General features: G+C 68.8%; 15 protein-coding genes. 4 read left to right on the top strand and 11 right to left on the bottom strand.

All coding sequences use genetic code 11. The features are described from left to right. Position 1: 1 nt before the first annotated feature. Genes AB5J62_RS43595 through AB5J62_RS43560 form a run of 8 tightly spaced genes read right to left on the bottom strand, consistent with a single transcriptional unit; the run spans position 2 to position 8,334 of the window. Complete coding sequence (locus tag AB5J62_RS43595) at positions 2-1,390, bottom strand: amidase (RefSeq protein ID WP_370945910.1); 1,389 nt, start codon at positions 1,388-1,390, stop codon at positions 2-4. A 15-nt stretch (positions 1,391-1,405) separates the two neighbouring features. Beyond that, positions 1,406-2,173 (bottom strand): SDR family NAD(P)-dependent oxidoreductase, encoded by a 768-nt coding sequence (locus tag AB5J62_RS43590; RefSeq protein WP_370945909.1) that lies wholly within the window; start codon positions 2,171-2,173, stop codon positions 1,406-1,408. Further along, positions 2,170-3,600, bottom strand: a complete 1,431-nt coding sequence (locus AB5J62_RS43585) for an aldehyde dehydrogenase family protein (protein ID WP_370945908.1) — start codon at positions 3,598-3,600, stop codon at positions 2,170-2,172. Before AB5J62_RS43585 ends, AB5J62_RS43590 begins: the two co-directional genes overlap by 4 nt. 1 nt (position 3,601) lies before the next feature. Then, the gene (locus AB5J62_RS43580) at positions 3,602-4,372 is read right to left on the bottom strand and encodes an ATP-binding cassette domain-containing protein (RefSeq protein WP_370945907.1); all 771 of its coding nucleotides are present in this window, start codon (positions 4,370-4,372) and stop codon (positions 3,602-3,604) included. Further along, a complete protein-coding gene (locus AB5J62_RS43575) occupies positions 4,369-5,103 on the bottom strand; it encodes an ABC transporter ATP-binding protein (protein WP_370945906.1) in 735 nt (244 codons plus the stop codon). The genes AB5J62_RS43580 and AB5J62_RS43575 overlap by 4 nt, the downstream gene beginning before the upstream one ends. After that, the gene (locus AB5J62_RS43570; protein WP_370945905.1) at positions 5,100-5,909 is read right to left on the bottom strand and encodes an ABC transporter permease; all 810 of its coding nucleotides are present in this window, start codon (positions 5,907-5,909) and stop codon (positions 5,100-5,102) included. Before AB5J62_RS43570 ends, AB5J62_RS43575 begins: the two co-directional genes overlap by 4 nt. Further along, entirely contained in the window at positions 5,906-6,853 is a 948-nt protein-coding gene (locus tag AB5J62_RS43565) for an ABC transporter permease (RefSeq protein WP_370945904.1), read from the bottom strand. Before AB5J62_RS43565 ends, AB5J62_RS43570 begins: the two co-directional genes overlap by 4 nt. After that, positions 6,850-8,334, bottom strand: coding sequence for an ABC transporter substrate-binding protein (locus tag AB5J62_RS43560; protein WP_370945903.1), 1,485 nt, complete (start codon positions 8,332-8,334; stop codon positions 6,850-6,852). Before AB5J62_RS43560 ends, AB5J62_RS43565 begins: the two co-directional genes overlap by 4 nt. Before the next feature lie 74 nt (positions 8,335-8,408). On the opposite strand from AB5J62_RS43560, the gene AB5J62_RS43555 reads away from it, so the two are divergent. Next, positions 8,409-9,167, top strand: coding sequence for a FadR/GntR family transcriptional regulator (locus AB5J62_RS43555; protein ID WP_370945902.1), 759 nt, complete (start codon positions 8,409-8,411; stop codon positions 9,165-9,167). Positions 9,168-9,190: 23 nt separating this feature from the next. Further along, a complete protein-coding gene (locus AB5J62_RS43550; RefSeq protein ID WP_370945901.1) occupies positions 9,191-10,237 on the top strand; it encodes a patatin-like phospholipase family protein in 1,047 nt (348 codons plus the stop codon). Positions 10,238-10,685: 448 nt separating this feature from the next. Here the strand turns inward: AB5J62_RS43550 and AB5J62_RS43545 are convergent, their stop codons facing one another. Genes AB5J62_RS43545 through AB5J62_RS43535 form a run of 3 tightly spaced genes read right to left on the bottom strand, consistent with a single transcriptional unit; the run spans position 10,686 to position 15,362 of the window. After that, entirely contained in the window at positions 10,686-11,723 is a 1,038-nt protein-coding gene (locus AB5J62_RS43545; protein ID WP_370945900.1) for a PLP-dependent aspartate aminotransferase family protein, read from the bottom strand. Between the two features lie 59 nt (positions 11,724-11,782). Continuing rightward, the gene (locus AB5J62_RS43540; protein ID WP_370945899.1) at positions 11,783-12,133 is read right to left on the bottom strand and encodes a VOC family protein; all 351 of its coding nucleotides are present in this window, start codon (positions 12,131-12,133) and stop codon (positions 11,783-11,785) included. 19 nt (positions 12,134-12,152) lie between these two features. Beyond that, positions 12,153-15,362, bottom strand: a complete 3,210-nt coding sequence (locus AB5J62_RS43535) for a penicillin acylase family protein (protein WP_370945898.1) — start codon at positions 15,360-15,362, stop codon at positions 12,153-12,155. 143 nt (positions 15,363-15,505) lie between these two features. Here AB5J62_RS43535 and AB5J62_RS43530 point away from each other — a divergent pair, with 143 nt between their 5' ends. Next, positions 15,506-15,880 carry an FKBP-type peptidyl-prolyl cis-trans isomerase gene (locus AB5J62_RS43530; protein WP_370945897.1) on the top strand — a complete coding sequence of 125 codons (375 nt, stop codon included), beginning with the start codon at positions 15,506-15,508 and terminating at the stop codon, positions 15,878-15,880. Between the two features lie 209 nt (positions 15,881-16,089). After that, positions 16,090-17,286 (top strand): cytochrome P450, encoded by a 1,197-nt coding sequence (locus tag AB5J62_RS43525; RefSeq protein ID WP_370945896.1) that lies wholly within the window; start codon positions 16,090-16,092, stop codon positions 17,284-17,286. Positions 17,287-17,297 lie beyond the last annotated feature (11 nt).

The following is a 17,297-nucleotide window of genomic DNA, read 5'->3' as shown; positions in this document are numbered from 1 at the left end:
ACTACGCAATAGTGGGAAATTCGTGCTGCGCGGCCCGGAGCCGCTCGAAAAGCGCGGCTACCCGCAACAATCCGAGGTCGTCGAATCGGCGAGCGGCGATCTGTAACCCGATCGGTTGATTTTCCTTGGTATATCCGGCGTTGATGCTCATAGCGGGTTGCCCCGACATGTTGTACGGCACGGTGAAACCGATGTGCTCGAACGGCCTGCCGGGGTCATTGGTCGGCGACGCCCATTCGGCGGGTGGCGCCGGCACCGGACAGGTAGGTGAAAGCACGAAGTCGAATTGCTCGGTGGCGCGCAACGTCGCGACGGTCATGGCGTCGATCTGCGCGAAACCGCGATAGGTGTCGAGGCCGGAGATCGTGGCGCCGCCTTCGGCCCATTCGGCGATGTACGGCAGCACGCGGGCTCGGCGTTCTTCCGGCAGCGCGGAGATGTCCGACCAGGCGCGCACCCGCCAGAATTTGTCGAGCCCTTCGAGCATTTCCCTGGTCAGGAACGGATCGAGTGGTTCGACGATGGCACCGGCCGCCTCGAAACGCCTGGCCGCGTCGACGATCGCCGCCCGGATCTCCGGGTCGACATCGAGTCCCAGCCCGGCGTCGAGATGCAGCGCCACCCGCTTGCCGGTGATGTCGATTTCCAGGTCGTGCCAAGCAAACTCCGCGGACGGCAGGCTCAGGTGGTCGCGGCTGTCCGGCCGCGCGAGCACGTCCATCAGCAAGGCGGTGTCGGCGACTGTGCGGGTCATCGGCCCGGCCACCCGGCCGAGGAACGGCGGGTCGACCGGTACCCGGCCGAAGCTGGGCTTCAAGCCGACCAAGCCGCACCAGCCGCCAGGAAGCCGGATCGAGCCGCCGATGTCCGTGCCGACGTGCAGCGGTCCGTACCCGGCCGCGGCGGCCGAAGCGGCGCCCGCGCTGGAGCCGCCCGGCGTGCGGGCGGTGTCCCACGGATTGCGCGCGGTCTCGTGGAAACTCGAAAGTCCCGAGGTCAGCATCCCGTAGTCGGGCATGGTCGTCTTGCCGAGCAGCACGCCACCGGACTCACGCACGCGCGCGGCCACGGGCGCGTCGGCCTTCGCCGGGGTGAGCTCGGTGGCACCCGTGCCCAGCGGGACCGGGGTGCCCTTGGTCGCGATGTTCTCCTTGAGCGTCAGCGGGATGCCGTCGATCGGGCCGAGCGGCTCACCCGCGAGCCAGCGGGTTTCGGACGCCTCGGCCGCGAGCCGAGCGCCCGCCGGGTCGTAGGCGTAGAGCGCGTGGAGCACCGGTTCGAGCGCCTCGACGCGAGCCAAGACGGCCTCGGTCACCTCGACCGGGGACAGCGCGCCGGCGCCGTACGCCGCGCGGAGTTCGGTGGCCGAAAGATCAAGTGCGTCACTCATCCGGGTACCTCTTCTCTACGACGCCGGAGGTTCGAAGCGGCCGTCGACCGCGGTCCAGCCGCCGTCGACGGCCAGCACGGCCCCGGTCACGAAACTCGCCGCGTCGGACGCGAGATAGACGACGGCGCCCGCCAGCTCGTCGGCGCGCGCCCAGCGGCCGAGCGCGCCTTTGTCCGCGTACGCCTGGTACCAGTCAGGGTTCGCCTTGATCTGCGCGGTCAACGGGGTCTCGACGACGCCGGGCGCGATCGCGTTGACTCGCACGCCGAACGGCCCGAACTCGGCCGCCGCGGTCCTGAGCAGCTGGACCAGCCCGGACTTCGTTGCGGCGTAGGGGCCTTGACCAGGCTCGACGGTGGTGCCCCTGATCGACGAGAAGCCGATGATGCTGCCGCGTCCGCGCTCGACCATGCCCGCGCCGAACGCGCGGACCACGTCGAAGGCGGCGCCCAGGTTCAACGCGACGACCCTGTCGAACTCGTCGCGGGTGTAGTCGAGCAAGCGTTTGCGGACGTTGGTCGCAGCCGTCAGCACGACGACGTCGACGACTCCGAGTTCGGCGGCCGCGCGTTCGGCGGCACCCGCTTCGAGCAGGTCGATCTCGTAGACTTCGCCGTCGATCGGACCGGCCGTCTCCTTGGCGCCTTCGAGGTCGCGGTCGGCGCAGATCACCGAAGCGCCCTGCGCGGCGAGTGCCCTGGCGGACTCGCGGCCGATGCCGCTGCCCGCGCCGAGCACCAGCGCGCGCCTGCCGTCGAGCCGGAACAGGTTCTCGTAATTCACGGCCTGATCACCGCCATCCTGGTCACGGTCAGCTCCTCGACCGCGAAGCGCGGCCCTTCCCTGCCGATGCCGGAGTCCTTGACCCCGCCGTACGGCATGGTGTCCGAGCGGAAGCCCGGCACCTCGTTGACCACGACGCCGCCGACCTGCAGCCGGTCGAGCGCGTGGAACGCGGTCTTGAGCGAACGGCTGAACACACTGGCGTGCAGCCCGTAGCGCGAGGCGTTGACCTGGTCGAACGCCGTGTCCACATCGGGCACCGTCCGCACGCAGACGACCGGGCCGAAGATCTCCTCGTCCCAGCAGTCGACGCCGTCGGGCACGTCGAGCAGCACGGCCGGGCGCAGAACCGTCCCGTCGCGACCGCCGCCGACGACTTTCGCGCCGGCCTTTGTGGCTTTGTCGACCCAGTCGAGCACGCGGTCGGTCGACTGTGGATCGATGAGCGCGGACACGCGAGTCGACTCCTCACGCGGATCACCGATGACGATCTCGCCGAGCCGCGCGAGCAGCGCTTCGACGAACGCGTCGGCGACCTCGGCGACCACGAGTACCCGCTGCACCGAAATGCAGGCCTGACCGGACGCGTAGAAACCACCACGCAGCACGGCGTCGACGGCCGCGTCGAGATCGGCGTCCTCGGCCACGACCAGCGCGGCGTTGGAGCCGAGTTCGAGCAGCGTTTTCGTCGGCGCGGCGTTCTTGGCGATCAGGTGGCCGACCGCGGCGGAGCCGGTGAACGACACGGCGCCCACGCGGCGATCGGTGACCAGCGCGTCGCCGACTTCGACGCCGCCGGTGACGAGCTGGACCATCGCGGCGGGCGCGCCGAGTTCGGCTGCCGCCTGGCGGACGAGGTGGACCAGCCACAACGTCGCGAGTGGAGTCTGCGGCGCCGGCTTGCAGATGACCGGGCAGCCCGCGGCGATCGACGGAGCGATCTTGTGCGAAGCCAGCAGCAGCGGATAGTTGAACCCCGCGATGCCGACGACCACGCCGATCGGCCTGCGCGTCCAGAAGCCGACGAGCCCGTCACCGGAGGGCAGCAGATCGAGCGGCACGGTTTCGCCGTGCAGCCGTGAGACCTCTTCGGCGGCGGCCTGCCAGGTGACGATCGTGCGCGCGACCTCGACCCGGCAGTCGACCAGCGGCTTTCCCGTTTCGCCGACCAGAATCCGTTCGAACTCCTCGCGCTGGGACTCGATGGCCGCGCCGACCGCGAGCAGCACCGCGCGGCGCGTGCGCGACGGCAGCTTCGCCACCACGTCGGCGATCGCGACCGCCTCGTCCAGCGCCCGCTTCGCGAGTTCGGCCGTGCCGACCGGAGCCTGGCCGACGACATCGCCAGTGAACGGGAAGACGACCGGCGCACTGTCCTCAGTGGACACCCAGCTCTCGCCGATCGGCAGTCCTTCCGGGTACGACACCTCACTCCCCCTTCGTCAGCGCGGCCAGCGCCTTGCGCAGGCTCGGCGCGGCCGAGATCAGCTCGCGGGTGTACTCATGCCGCGGCTCGTCGTAGACCTGGCCGACCGCGCCGAGTTCGACGATCTCGCCGCGCCGCATGACCGCGACCGTCTCGCAGACGTGCCGGACCACCGCGAGGTCGTGCGACACGAACACGAGCGTCAGCTGGAACTGCTCGACCAGCGAGGCCAGGAGTTCGAGGATCTGCTTGCGCACCGAGACGTCCAGCGCGCTGACCGGCTCGTCCGCGACGAGCACGCTCGGCTTCGGCGCCAGCGCCCGCGCGATGGAGATCCGCTGCCGTTGCCCGCCGGAGAACTGGTGTGGATAGCGGTCGCCCGCGTCCGCGGCGAGGCCGACGGCTTCGAGCAGCTCGGCGACCCGCTCGCCGTCGCGGCGGCCGAGCGGCTCGCTGATGATGTCCCGGACGCGCATGCGCGGGTCGAGCGAGCCCATCGGGTCCTGGAAGACGATCTGCAGCTCGGAACGCAGGAACTTCAGCCGCCGCTCGGGCAGGCCGGCGATCTGGCGGCCGCGGAAGGAGACCGAGCCCGCCGTCGGCTGGTCGAGCGCGGCCAGCAGCCGGACCAAGGTGGACTTGCCGGATCCGGACTCGCCGACGATGCCGAACCGCTCGCCGGGCTGGACCTCGAACGAAACCCCGCGCAGCGCGTGGACGTCGCGCCGGGTGTACCGGCGTTCGAGGTCGCGGACTTCGATCAGCGGACTCATGACGCCTCCAGGTCCGAGGCTTCGAGCAGGCGTTTCGTGTAGTCGTGGCGAGGAGTGGTGAGCACCTCGCGGGTGCTGCCCGCCTCGACGATCTCGCCGTCGAGCATCACCAGCACGCGCTCGCAGACCGAGGCGACGACCGCGAGATCGTGCGTGATGAACAGCAGCGCGGTCTCACGTTCACGCGTCGCGGCGAGGATCAGCTCCAGGATCCTGGCTTGGACGGTGACGTCGAGCGCCGTCGTCGGCTCATCGCAAATGAGCAGGGCCGGGTTGTTGACCAGCGCCATCGCGAGCACGACGCGTTGCCGCTGGCCGCCGGAGAGCTGATGTGGATAGGCACGGACCGTGTCAGCGGGCAGGCCGACGGACTCGAGCAGCTCGGCCGCGTCGGGACGCTTGCCTCGCAACCGCGCGGGCTCGGTGACCTGGCGGCCGATCCGCATCGCCGGGTTCAGCGCCGTCATCGGCTCCTGGAAGACCATCGACAGCTCGTTGCCGCGCAACCGGGACAGCTCACGTTCGGGCGCGCCGAGCAGCTCACGGCCGCCGAGCTTGACCGAGCCGGTGCCTGCCAGTTCCTCCGGCAGCAAACCCATGATCGACAACGCGGTCAACGATTTGCCCGAGCCGGACTCGCCGATCAAACCGACGCGTTCGCCCTTGCCCACCTCGAACGACACATCCCGCACCAGCGAGGACACGCCGAGTCCTTCGACGACGAGAGTCATAGCCGCGCCGCCAATCGGGGATCGAGCCGGTCACGCAGTCCGTCGCCGAGGAGGTTGAACCCGAGCACGGCGACCGCGATCGCGATACCGGGCACCAGCGCGAGCCGAGGATGCGCTGTCAGCAGGTCCTGCGATTCCTGCAGCATCCGGCCCCAGGACGGGGTGGGCGGCCTGGTGCCGAAACCCAGGAACGACAACGCGGCTTCGGCCAGCACGGCGATCGCGAACGAGACCGAGGACTGGACGATCAGCAGTCCGCCGATGTTCGGCAGCACGTGCCGGGTGGCGATGTTCGTGCGCGACCGGCCGGCCGAGCGCGCGGCGAGCACGTACTCGGTGCTCATCACCTGCAGGCTGCCGGACCGCGCGATCCGGGCGAACGACGGGATGGTCGCGATGCCGATGGCGATCATCGCGGTGAGCGTGTCGGCGCCGAAGACCGCGCCGAACATGATCGCCAGCAGCAACGCGGGAAACGCGAGCACGAGGTCGTTGACCCGCATGACGAACTCGCCGAGCCAGCGCGGCGCCAGCCCGGCGAGCACGCCGAGCGGGGTGCCGATGAGCGCGGCGATGCCGACCGCGACCACGCCGACGTACAACGTGGTGCGCGCGCCGACCATGAGCTGGCTGAACACGTCACGGCCGAACCGGTCGGTGCCGAAGAGGTGCTCGGCGCTCGGCCCGAGCAGCCGGTGCGCGGCGTCGATCTTGGTCGGGTCGTACGGCGTCCAGGCGAACGACACCAGCGCCGCGAGCAGCACCACGCCGACGAGCACGCTCCCGATGGTCAGCGTCCGGTTCACGACGCACCTCGCAGCCTCGGGTCGAGCACGGTGTAGAGCAGGTCGACCACGAAGTTGATCAGCAGCACGCCGACCACCAGCACCAGCACGATGCCTTGCACGGTCAGCAGATCACGCGCGGCGACCGAGTCGAGCAGCATGCTGCCGAGGCCGGGCAGCACGAACACCCGCTCGACGACCACCGCGCCGATCAGCAGCGTCGCGAGCTGGAGGCCGAGCACCGTCACCACCGGAACGGCGGCGTTGCGCAGGCCATGGCGGAACAACGCCTGGAACGGGCGAAGTCCCTTGGACCGCGCGGTACGCAGATAGTCCTGGCCGAGCGTGTCGAGCACCGCCGACCGGACGTAGCGGGTGAGCACGGCACCTTGGACCAGGCCCAGCGAGAGCGCGGGCAGGATCAGGCCGCGGACGAACTCACCCGCGTCCTGATTCGGCGGCGTCCAGCCACCGGACGGAAGCCAGCGCAGCTGGACCGCGAAGATCTGGACCAGCAGGATCGCCGCGAGGAACGCCGGGATCGCGACGCCGACCTGCGACAGGCCGGAAACGGCCGTGCCACTGGCTTTCCGGTGCCGGACCGCGGCGAAGGTGCCGAGCGGCAAGGCGAGCAGGAAGGCGACCAGCATGCCCGCCCCGACCAGCCACAGCGTCACGCCGAACCGGTCGAGCAGCTGCGGCCCGATCGCCTCGCGCGTCACGTACGACTTGCCGAAGTCGCCGTGCAGCACGCCGCCGATCCAGTCGAAGTACTGCGTGAGCAGCGGACGGTCGATGCCGAAGTCCTGCCTGGTCTTGGCGAGCAGCTCCGGGGTCGCGTTGACGCCGAGCGCGACCTGCGCCGGGTCGCCGGGCAGCACGGCCATGAACAGGAACACCACGATCGACGCCGCGAAGACGCTGACCAGCAGGATCGCCGTGCGGCGCAGGAGTTTGGGGATCATTTCTTCCCCAATCCCGTGACGTCGAAGGACTCGCTCACCTGGTTCTTCGCGAACCCGGTGACCTTGGTCTTCGCCGCGATCACGTTGGGGAAGAGGAAAAGCCAGTCCGCGGCCGCGTCGGCGTTGAGCTGCCGCGCGACCTCGCGCATGGCGGTGACCTGCTGGTCCTCGGTGCCGGCATCCGCCTGTGCGAGCAGCTCCTTGACCTTCGGGTTGTCGTAACCCCAGTAGAACTTGGGATTCCCGAACGTCGTGATGTCGCGCGCCTCGACGTGCTGGATGATCGAGAGGTCGTAGTCGTGGTCGGTGAAGACCTGCTTGAGCCACACCGCGGGGAAGTCGAGCGGCTCGATGGTGACCTTGACGCCGACGTCGTCCAGCTGCGAGGCGACCACCTGCGCCGCGGAAAGCGCGTACGGCAGGTTGGGGATTCGCAGGCGGAGGCTGAGCTTCGACTGGCCTGCCTCGGCGAGCAACGCCTTGGCCTTCACCGGGTCGTACGGGTATTTGCCGGAAAGGTCCTCGTACCAGGGATCCGTCGGCGGGACCATGCTGCCGATGAGCGTGCCGCGCCCGGCCCACGCCGTGTCCAGCAGGGCTTTGCGGTCGATCGCGTAGGTGAGCGCCTGGCGCACCCGCACGTCCTTGAGCCTGGTGTTGTTGATCGCGAGGGTGACCTCGCTGTTGGTGGTGCCCTCGACGACGGTGAACCGGTCGTCGCTCTGGAACTGCGGTATCGAGTCCGGCGCGGTGATCGCGGAGATCACGTCGATCCCGTTGCTGAGCAGCGCGTTGTTCAGCGCCGTCGGATCCTTGATGTACTTGAAGAACACCGAGGCGTACGTGGGTTTCCGGCCCCAGTAGGCGGGGTTCTGCTTCAGCACGATCGAATCACCGCGCCGCCGCTGGGCGATCGTGTACGGCCCCGTGCCGACCGGGGTGTTCGCGAGATCGGCGACACCGGTGGGGCTGAACATCGCGCCGACGCGCCCGGTCAGGTCGAACAGCCAGCCGTTGCTGGGCTTGGTCAGCACGACCCTGGCATGCGCCGGATCGACCACCTCGACATGATCGACAACGTCCATTTTGGACTTGATCGAGATCTTCCAGTCCGTCTTCACCCGTTCCAGGGAGAACTTGACGTCCGCGGCGGTGAACGGCGCGCCGTTCGCGAACCGGACACCCTGCTGGAGCTCGAAATCGTAGGTCTTGCGGTCTTCGCTGACCTTCCAGGACTTCGCCAGCAGCGGCACGATCTTGCCGCTCGCGTCCAGCTTCACCAGGCCTTCGTAGACGTTGTACAGGAGCACCTGCGGGATGGCGGCGCCGTCGGTGCGGGTGAAGTCGAAGTTCTGCGGCTCGGCCGTGAAGCCGATAGACAAGGAGTCGCCACCGGTCGCGACCGTCGCGCTGGAGCCCGCCGAGCAGCCGGACACGACGAGCAGCGCGGCGAGCGCTGTGGCGTAGGTCCGGCCTTTCATGGCTCCTCCTGTGGCGGTATGCTGGTCTGACCAGTAACCCAGAAACGTCGCCAAGAGTCAAGGAACCGACACAGATGGAGTTCGAGCGCGTCGCACCGGTGCGTGCCTACGAGCGGGTGGTCGAGCAGATCGAAGAAGCCGTGGTCAGCGGCCGTTTGAAGGCGGGCGAGCGACTGCCGAGCGAGCGCGATCTGATGACCCAGTTCGGCGTCAGCCGGTCCACCGTGCGCGAGGCGCTGCGGGTGCTGCAGGCGGGTGATCTCGTCCGGTCCAAGCCCGGCGACCCGCGTGGCCCGGAGATCCTCGCCGCGTCGCCAGCCGCGCTCAAGAAGTCGATGCACCGGCTGGCCCGCGCGGATCACCTCGGCCTCGCCGAGCTGCTGCAGTTCCGCATGGTGCTCGACGGCTCGGCGCATCTGCTGGCCGCGCGGCTGCGCACCGAGGAGCACCTCCGCGACCTGGAGAAAGCACTCGACGCCATGCGGCGCGGCGCGAAGGAGAGCTACGCGACGTACAGCCTCGCGGACATCCTCTTCCACGAGATGATCGCGCGGGCCACGGGCAACGCGCTGCTGGTGTTCAGCGGCGAGGCCGTGCACAACGTCTTCCTCGAACTGATCGAAGACCGGCTGGAGAAGGCCAGGGACCGAACGGAGCTGATGCACACCTGGATCACCCACCACGGCGAGGTACTCGACGCGATCCGCGACCGAGACGGCGCCCGCGCGTCACGGCTGGCGAAGCAGGCCCTCTACGACAACTACGCCGAATACGTCCCGGAAGGCGAAAGAGTTCTGCTCGAAGCGCTGCTCGAAAGGGAAGACTTGGGCTGACTCCGCGCTCCTAACCTGAGGCCATGTCTCAGGGGGAGAACAAAAGAGAAGGGGTCGGCCTGGCACTGTCCGGCGGCGGCTACCGCGCCATGTTGTTCCACACTGGCGCGCTCTGGCGGCTGAACGAACTCGGCTGGCTACCCAGACTCTGTTGCGTGTCCAGCGTTTCCGGCGGCTCGATCGCCGCGGGCACGCTCGCGCACGCGTGGCCGAAACTCCGGTTCACCGCGGGCGTCGCGGCCAACTTCCGCGACGAGATCGTCGCGCCGCTGCGCAGGCTCGCCGGCAAGCGCCTCGACATCCCGATCGTGCTGCGCGGCGTCCTGAAACCCGGCCGCAGCGTCGGTCAGGAGCTCGCCGCCGCCTACGCCAAGCACTTGTTCGGCGACCGCCGCCTCGATCAGCTCGACCCGGCAGGCCCTCGGTTCGTGTTCACCGCGACCAACCTGCAAGACGGCGCGCTCTGGTGGTTCTTCCGCCAGCCCGGCCCGTACGGCCAGGTCCCGCTCGCGACCGCCGTCGCGGCGTCCTCGGCCTTCCCGCCGTTCCTGTCGCCGGTGCTCGTGCCCGATCCACGCGACGACCGGACCGGCGAGATCGTGCTCAGCGACGCGGGCGTCTACGACAACCTGGGCCTCGACCCTGTCGAAGCCCAGCACTCGACGGTCCTGGTCAGCGACGCGGGCAAGCGGATGACCCGCACCGGAACGCCCAAGCGCAGCTGGCCCGGACAGCTGTTGCGCGTGCTGGACATCGTGGACAACCAGGTCCGCGAGCTGCGCACCGGCGCGCTCTTGAAGTCCTATGTGGACAAAGAGATGGGCGGGACGTACTGGGGCAGCTACAGCGACATCTCGAACTTCGAGCTGTCCGACGCGCTGACCGCGCCCGTCGCCCAGACACACGCGCTCGCCGAGACCGCGACGCGGCTGACTCGGATGCCCAAGGTCGTGCAGGAACGGCTGATCAACTGGGGTTACGCGGCGTGCGACGCGGGGATGCGGCGCTGGGTCGACGTCGACGCCGAAGCGCCGCGCGGGTTCCCGTACCCGGGCGCGGGCGTCGGCTAGACCTGCTCACTGGGGGGCGTGAGCGTTGCCGCCGGTTCTATTTGACGGAAGGTCAAAGGTGGCGTGTCTGGTTACTCGGCTGCGGCGGGGTGGCTGTGTGGGAAATGCTTCGTTGAACGACGCAAGCCGCACTCGCCCAGGCACTAGGCCCAGGTATTGAGGGGCCGTCATCCACGGTCGGTGTGGGTGAGGGCCTCCCTCACCCGAGCTGAGTGGGTGGGGGCCTCCCTTACCCGTATATACGGTCGAACTAGGCCCTCACGCCACGGATCCGAGTGAAGTAGGCCCTCACCCACGCCCAACCACGCCCCTGCCGCGGACGGGGCAGCCGAGAAGGGGTCGTGAGTGTTTAGACCAGTTAGAACCGGCCGTACCGCTCACGACCCCCACGCCGAGCCACCGAACACGCCATGTTTGGGTTTCCGCTCAAAATGACCGCCCGCAACGCTCACGAGTCCAGGGCGGTTCGCAGGTCTTGCCAGAGATCTTCGGGGTCTTCGAGGCCGACGCTGAAGCGCAGGAGGCCGGCGGGAACGTGGGCGTCGCCCGCGAGCCAAGCGCGGCGTTCGACGACGCTTTCGACGCCGCCGAGGCTGGTCGCGCGGCGGATCAGACGTAAGCGGGCGGTCATCGCGTCGGCGGTCTCGGCGTCCGGAAGTTCGAAGGCGATCATCATGCCCTCGCCCGGGTAGCGAACCTTGGTGACGGCCGGGTGCGCGGCAAGCCGTTCCGCGAGGAGCGCGGCCGTACGGGTCTGCTCAGCCAGCCGGACCGGCAAGGTGCGCAGGCCACGAAGCGCGAGGTAAGCCTCCAGCGCGCCTGGGGTCGCGCCGTTGCGGGTGCGGGCGTCGCGGAGTTCCTTCGCGAGCGCCGGGTCCGCGGCGACGGTGAGGCCCAGCAGGAGGTCGCTGTGGCCGCCGATCAGCTTGGTCGCGCTGTGCACGACGACGTCGGCGCCCAGCGCGAGCGGCTGCTGGCCGAGTGGGGTCGCGAAGGTGTTGTCCACGACGACCCGGCCGGTGGTGGCGGCCGCGATGGCCTTGATGTCCATCAGGTCGAGGGTCGGGTTGGTCGGTGACTCCAGCCAGAGCAGGTCCGCGTCCGAGCCGGTCCACGCGTCGGTGTCGGCTGGTGGCAGCTCGGTGACGACCAGGCGGCCGGTGCGGTGGGCGTGCGCGAGGAGGCCACGCGAGCCCGCGTAGCTGAACGTCGGCACGGCGACCTTCGCGCCGACCGGGGTGATGTCGACGAGCGCGGCGAGGGTGGCGATGCCGGACGCGAACGCCGTCGCGTGGCCGCCTTCGAGGTCGCCGACCACCTGCTCCAGCGCTTCCCAGGTGGGGGTGCCGTTTTCGCGGGAGTAGTTGCGGTCGCCGCCTGCCTCGAAGGTGCTCGCGGGCACGATCGGGGTGTTCAGCGGCTCACCGGGGCCGTGCGGACGGCCTGCGGCTACGGCACGGGTACGGGCTGACCATTCGGAGTCCACTCGATCACGGTAACCGCCGAACCGCTGGTCAGCAGGGAGTCGAGTCTCACGTTGCGGAGCTAAAGCTCGTACGCCTTGGGGTGGCGGGGTTCGTAGAGGCCGAGGTCGCCGCCGCCCGGCAGGCGGATGGTGCACAGCTGGCCCCACCCCTGGTCGGTGACCGGCTGGGCGAACTCGACGCCCTTCGCGGTCAGCTCGGCGACCGTGGCGTGCACGTCGTCGCACATCAGGTACAGCTCGTGCTGGCCCTTGCCTTCGGTGGGATGGACCGCCACCTCGGCGGGCGGGAGCTTGAAGAGCAGCCAGCCCCCGCCCGCGTCGATGTGCGGATAGCCGAGCACGTCCTTGATGAACGCACGGTCGGCATCGGCGTCGTTGCTGTACAGGATCACGTGGGCACCGGTAATCATGCCCGGGATCGTGCCACGGCTAGTGCGAATACACCTCGAAATCGTAGAGCGAGTAACCGTGGTTGGTGCCGCGCTGGACCCCGGCCATCCGCACGTACCTGGCGTTGGACGTCGTGAAACCGACGTTGTCGACGCCGCCGTCACCGTCCACTATGGACGCCGCGTCCCGCCAGTTCTGGCCGTCGTCCGACAGCTGGATCTTGTAGGCGCGGCCGTAGGCGGCCTCCCAGCGCAGGATCACGCGGGAGACCGGCTGCGCCGAACCCAGGTCGACCGTCAGCGACTGCTGGTCGTTCCAGTCGCTGGCCCAGCGCGTCGACTGGTTCTCGTCGACGGCGTTGGACGGCGGCAGGTTGAACCAGCCCTTCTCATAGCTGGTCGCGCTCGCCACCTTGTTGGCCGCGGTGTTGGCCACGGCCACGCCACGTGCGGACGGGAACTCGACGACCTGCTGGAAGGTCGGGCGGTTCTGGGTGCTGATCTTGTCGTGCGTGATGCCGCCCAGCGCGGTGTGCGCCAGCGAGTCAAGGCACCACTGGTCGCCTGCCGAGCAGCTGCCGTCGGCCGGGTAGACCGTGGTCGCGGGCTGCGCGGCGGCCGTGGCCAACGAGTCGAGCAGCACCTGGCGGCAGGCCGTGACATCCCCGCCGCCGCAGTACTTCGCGCCGAGCGGGCCGGCGACCTGGTCGCCGAGTATCGAGCGGATGTCCTTGTGCACGTAGCCCCACCAGCCGGACTGGTAGGCGGAACCCTGGTGCGGCTGGCCGTGGTGCTGGCCGGGCTCCTCGTTCTGCCAGCCGGACGGGCTCTGGTTGATCTGGAGCACGTCGGTCATCGCCTTGTACGCGGCGTCGCCCATGCCCGGCTTGAACTCGGCGGCGACCAGCAGCGGCCACCACGCGTCGATGATCCGGATCGCGTCGGCGTACGCGTACGTCTTGCTGCCCGGGGTGGTCTCCGTTCGCTTCGCGCCGGTGGCGAGCCAGGCCTTGAGCTTCGCGACGGCGTCCGCGGCCGGGCCGGTGACCGGCGCCTTGTCGATGACCCGCAGCAGCTGCGGCAGCACCTTCTCGGCACGCAGGTCGGTCAGCGCGGCCTCCTCCATGGCCTGGGTCAGGTTGACCCTGGTCACCTTGGTGCCGCTGGTGACCAGCTGCTTGACGCGCACGTCGAGCAGGTCGGCACGATGCACCGACGACTTGTCGGCGCCGCTCGCCGCGTAGCCGTTGGCCTGCGCGTTGTTCCAGCTGACGTAGTAGTCCTGGTTGATCGACTGCGGGTGCTGCGACGACGGCGTGTAGTCCGCCTTGTTGCCGTTGGGATCCCAGCCCTGCCAGTCGAAACCGGCGTCCGCCTTGACCGGCATGCTCGGGTCCACAGTGGACTGCCGGACCGGGTTGCTGCCGGAGTTGTAGTACGCGACGTCCTTCGAGTCGGCGTAGAACCAGTTGAACGTGTAGTTGACGTCCTGCGCGGCGCGCTGGAAGTCCTTGGCGCCGTGGATGAAGTCGGGGTCGTTGAACTCCTGGAAGCCGACGATCGAGTCGACCTCGTGGAAGAACGTCGAGCGCAGCGAGGTGTACGCGACGGGCTTGCCGCCGACGAGCGCACGGCTGGTCACCGGGCCGTACTTGGTCCGGTAGCTGCGCAGCGTGTACGAGCCGGCGGCCGTCGAGTCGGCGACGGACGGCTTCCACGCGTTCTTGCGCTCGATGGTGTCCATCGGCAGGCACTGGCCCTTGAACCGGTAGTAGTTGGACTCCTTCGTCGCGGGCTTTCCGCTCGGGTCACAGAGTTCGAGCGCGTAGGTGTCGGTGATGTCCTGACCGGCGCTGGTCGCGCTCCACGCGTAGTCCTGGCCACGGCCGAGCAGCACGTAGAAGCTGATGCCCGCGAACGAGGCACCGCGTGCGCTGATGCCGGGTCCCTGCAGCTCCTGCAGCATGAGCAGCTGAGGCGCGAAATAGCCGGTCTGCGGACCGAACACGGCCACCGGGTGCCCGCTGGCGGTCTTCGCACCGGACACGACCAGCGCGTTCGACATGCCGTGCTTCTCGGTCAGCAGGTTCGCGGGCAGCACGCCGTTGTCGTACATGCCGCGAGCCGGTTCGAGCTCCTTGGGCGCGGCGACGCGCTCGGTCGCGGGTGCCACGGCGGAACCGGTCTGGTCGAACACCAGCTGCTGGCCGGTGACCGTGCCCTTGTCCGGCATCGCGAGGCCCTGCGGGTTCGCGGGCGTCTTGCCGTACGGGAACGTCGAGCCGTCGTGAACGGTCTTGACGGTCTCGGGGTCGTCCTCGGAGCGCAGGGTTTGCCAAACCTTCTCGCCCTGCTCGAGGCCGTACTTCTCCTGCAGCGCCATCTTCGCGACGGCCTGCTGGACCTCGCCGCCGCCACCGGCGCCGAACTGCGCGCCGACCACGGACGCGAGCACCACGAGGTCGGTCAGCGTGAACGGGTCGATCGTGCCGACGTTGGTGATCGAGTCGACGTGCCCGGTCAGCACGTACTCGCCGGGGAAGTACCGGCCGGCGTGCGAGTCGGTGATGTACTTGTTGACGCCTTCGAGGTACGACTTCGCGTCGGCCAGCGCCTGCGCGCCACGCGGCCCGCTCGCGGCGACCTTGTTGATCTGGTCGAGCAGCTCGGCCTCGGTGTACGGGGCCGAGGAGAAGAAGGACTGCTCCAGCGACCGGTTGGACGCGGCGCCACCGGCGAACGGCGTCACCTGCCCGCGCCCCACGTGGCGCATCACGTCCATCAACCACAGCCGGTCCTGCGCCGCGGCGAAGCCGGCGCCGAAGGTCGTGCCCGCGCGGGTGGTGCCGACGATGTGCGGCACCCCGGTCGCCTTGTCGCGGGTGATCGTCACGTCCGCGCGTGGCTTGGTCGTGCTCTCCACCTGGTCGGCAGGCACCCCGAACGACGAGTCGTTGAAGAACTTGCTGATCGTCGACGTGGTGAGCGTCTTGTAGCCGTCGGCCAGCCCCGCGTACTTCGGTAGCTGGTCGGACGCGTGCGACGGCCGGGTGCCGAACACCTTGTGGGCGAGGATGTCGGCGAGCGTGGCGTTGCCGTTCTCGCCGGGCGGCACGATGTCGTTGCACTGCCCCAGGCAGTAGTCGTTGGGTGCGATCAGTGGTGCGGCGGCGGCTTGGGGTGTGGTCGTGATGACTGAGGCGGCCGTCAACGCGGTGAGCGTGACGAGAATTTTCATGCGACCAGGCATGCCAGTTGCTCCTTCGCAGACGTGACGGAGCGCACGTTAGTTAACCGGTCGCCAATTGTGAAGAGTTTTCACCTTCAGTGTGCGCCTATGGAGTAGCCCGTGGTCGTGAGCAGGATCGATGAACGCTCGGTACGGTGTTCGGCATGAGTTTGGAAAAGCCCATCGTGGACCGCCCCGAAGGCAACCCGCCCGCGGCGCTCGAAACCACCGACATCACCGTCGGCGACGGCCAGGAAGCCAAGGCAGGCCACAACGTCTCGGTGCACTACGTCGGCGTCTCCTTCTCCACCGGCGAGGAGTTCGACTCCTCGTGGAACCGTGGTGAACCGCTGAACTTCGGCCTCGGCAGCGGCCAGGTCATCCCCGGCTGGGACCAGGGCGTCGACGGCATGAAGGTCGGCGGCAGGCGCAAGCTGGTCATCCCGCCGCACCTGGCCTACGGCGACCGTGGCGCGGGCGGCGTCATCAAGCCCGGCGAGACCCTCGTCTTCGTCGTTGACCTGATCGGCGTCAGCTAGTACCGACAAGCCAAGACGGCGGGCACCCGTGGGTGCCCGCCGTTTCTATTGGCAGTGTGAGCGTGGCCGAACCACACACGACGTGAACGCCCCGTTCACAACGGTCAACGTCGCGAACGGGGCGTTCACGTCGGACCACCTGGCGCAGCGACCACAAGTGCCTGCCACATTTGCTCTTCCGGGCAGTATTTATCAGGCAGGCTGGGTGCATGGCCGACCTCTTCGCCTCGCTGTTCGCCCCGGAAACCAGGGCCGACCCGTACCCGATGTATCACCAGGTCCGCGCCAAAGGCGAGGTGCTGGTGCTGAACGAGAACTTCGTCGTCGTGAGCGGGCACGACGAGGCGACCGCGGTGCTGCGTGATCCCGCGTTCGGCCATCCGGAGCCGGAGGTGCTGCCCGATCCGGACGAGAACGAGCCGGTGGACGCCGACGGCAAGGTGGTCCGTTCGTTCCTCGGGCTCAATCCCCCGGACCACACGCGGTTGCGCCGTCTGGTCTCCAAGGCGTTCACCCCGCGGACCATCGAGCGGTTGGCTCCGCGGATCGAGACGCTCGCGCGTGAGCTGGTCGACGCGGCGACCGAAAAAGGTGAGGCCGATCTCATGAGTGAGATCGCGAAGCCGCTGCCGGTGATCGTGATCAGCGAGCTGCTCGGGGTTCCACTCGCGGACCGCGACCGGTTCGCGGCCTGGTCGAACGCCATGGCGCGGGCGCTGGACCCGGCGTTCCTCGTTCCCGATGAGGTGATGCGGGAGGCGGTGCGCGCCAGGCGGGAGTTCGTCGCGTACTTCCGGCAGCTGGCAGGCGAACGGCGGCGCAGGCCGACCGAGGATCTGCTGTCCGACCTGGTCGCGGTGTCGGACTCCGGTGACAGCCTCAGCGAAGGCGAGCTGGTGATCACGGTGATGCTGTTGCTGATCGCCGGTCACGAGACCACGACCAACCTGATCGGCAATGGGGTGCTCGCCCTGCTGGACCATCCGGAGCAATTGCACGCGCTCACCACCGAGCGTTCGCTGGCAGCGCAAACGGTCGAAGAGGTGCTTCGGTACGACTCGCCGGTCCAGCTGACCATGCGGACCGCGATGGCTCCGACGGCCATCGGTGACGTACCCGTCGGCCAGGGTGCGGAGGTGGTGATCCTCATCGGCGCGGCCAACCGGGACCCGCGCTCGCACGAAGACCCTGATCGGTTCGACCTGAGGCGGGCGCCGGGCAGGCATCTGGCGTTCGGGCAGGGCATTCATTTCTGCCTGGGCGCGCCGCTCGCCCGTTTGGAAGCGAAGACGCTGCTACTCGCGCTAACCGAACGCGCGCATTCGTTCCACCAGTCGGCCCTGCCGACCTGGTCTCCCACGGTGACTTTGCGAGGACCGGCGAGCCTGCCGCTGTCCTTCAAGTGAGGCGGGTCATA

Source organism: Amycolatopsis sp. cg5 (assembly GCF_041346955.1).
GTDB lineage: Bacteria > Actinomycetota > Actinomycetes > Mycobacteriales > Pseudonocardiaceae > Amycolatopsis.
Note: the sequence above shows the minus strand (reverse complement) of the source record. Positions and strands in the feature narration are given on the sequence as shown.

Excerpts from the sequence above, each read along its gene's own strand:
- AB5J62_RS43595 (WP_370945910.1), bottom strand. The coding sequence starts at position 1,390 with ATGAGTGACGCACTTGATCTTTCGGCCACCGAACTCCGCGCGGCGTAC.
- AB5J62_RS43580 (WP_370945907.1), bottom strand. The coding sequence starts at position 4,372 with ATGAGTCCGCTGATCGAAGTCCGCGACCTCGAACGCCGGTACACCCGG.
- AB5J62_RS43575 (WP_370945906.1), bottom strand. The coding sequence starts at position 5,103 with ATGACTCTCGTCGTCGAAGGACTCGGCGTGTCCTCGCTGGTGCGGGAT.
- AB5J62_RS43565 (WP_370945904.1), bottom strand. The coding sequence starts at position 6,853 with ATGATCCCCAAACTCCTGCGCCGCACGGCGATCCTGCTGGTCAGCGTC.
- AB5J62_RS43560 (WP_370945903.1), bottom strand. The coding sequence starts at position 8,334 with ATGAAAGGCCGGACCTACGCCACAGCGCTCGCCGCGCTGCTCGTCGTG.
- AB5J62_RS43555 (WP_370945902.1), top strand. The coding sequence starts at position 8,409 with ATGGAGTTCGAGCGCGTCGCACCGGTGCGTGCCTACGAGCGGGTGGTC.
- AB5J62_RS43550 (WP_370945901.1), top strand. The coding sequence starts at position 9,191 with ATGTCTCAGGGGGAGAACAAAAGAGAAGGGGTCGGCCTGGCACTGTCC.
- AB5J62_RS43540 (WP_370945899.1), bottom strand. The coding sequence starts at position 12,133 with ATGATTACCGGTGCCCACGTGATCCTGTACAGCAACGACGCCGATGCC.
- AB5J62_RS43535 (WP_370945898.1), bottom strand. The coding sequence starts at position 15,362 with ATGCCTGGTCGCATGAAAATTCTCGTCACGCTCACCGCGTTGACGGCC.
- AB5J62_RS43530 (WP_370945897.1), top strand. The coding sequence starts at position 15,506 with ATGAGTTTGGAAAAGCCCATCGTGGACCGCCCCGAAGGCAACCCGCCC.
- AB5J62_RS43525 (WP_370945896.1), top strand. The coding sequence starts at position 16,090 with ATGGCCGACCTCTTCGCCTCGCTGTTCGCCCCGGAAACCAGGGCCGAC.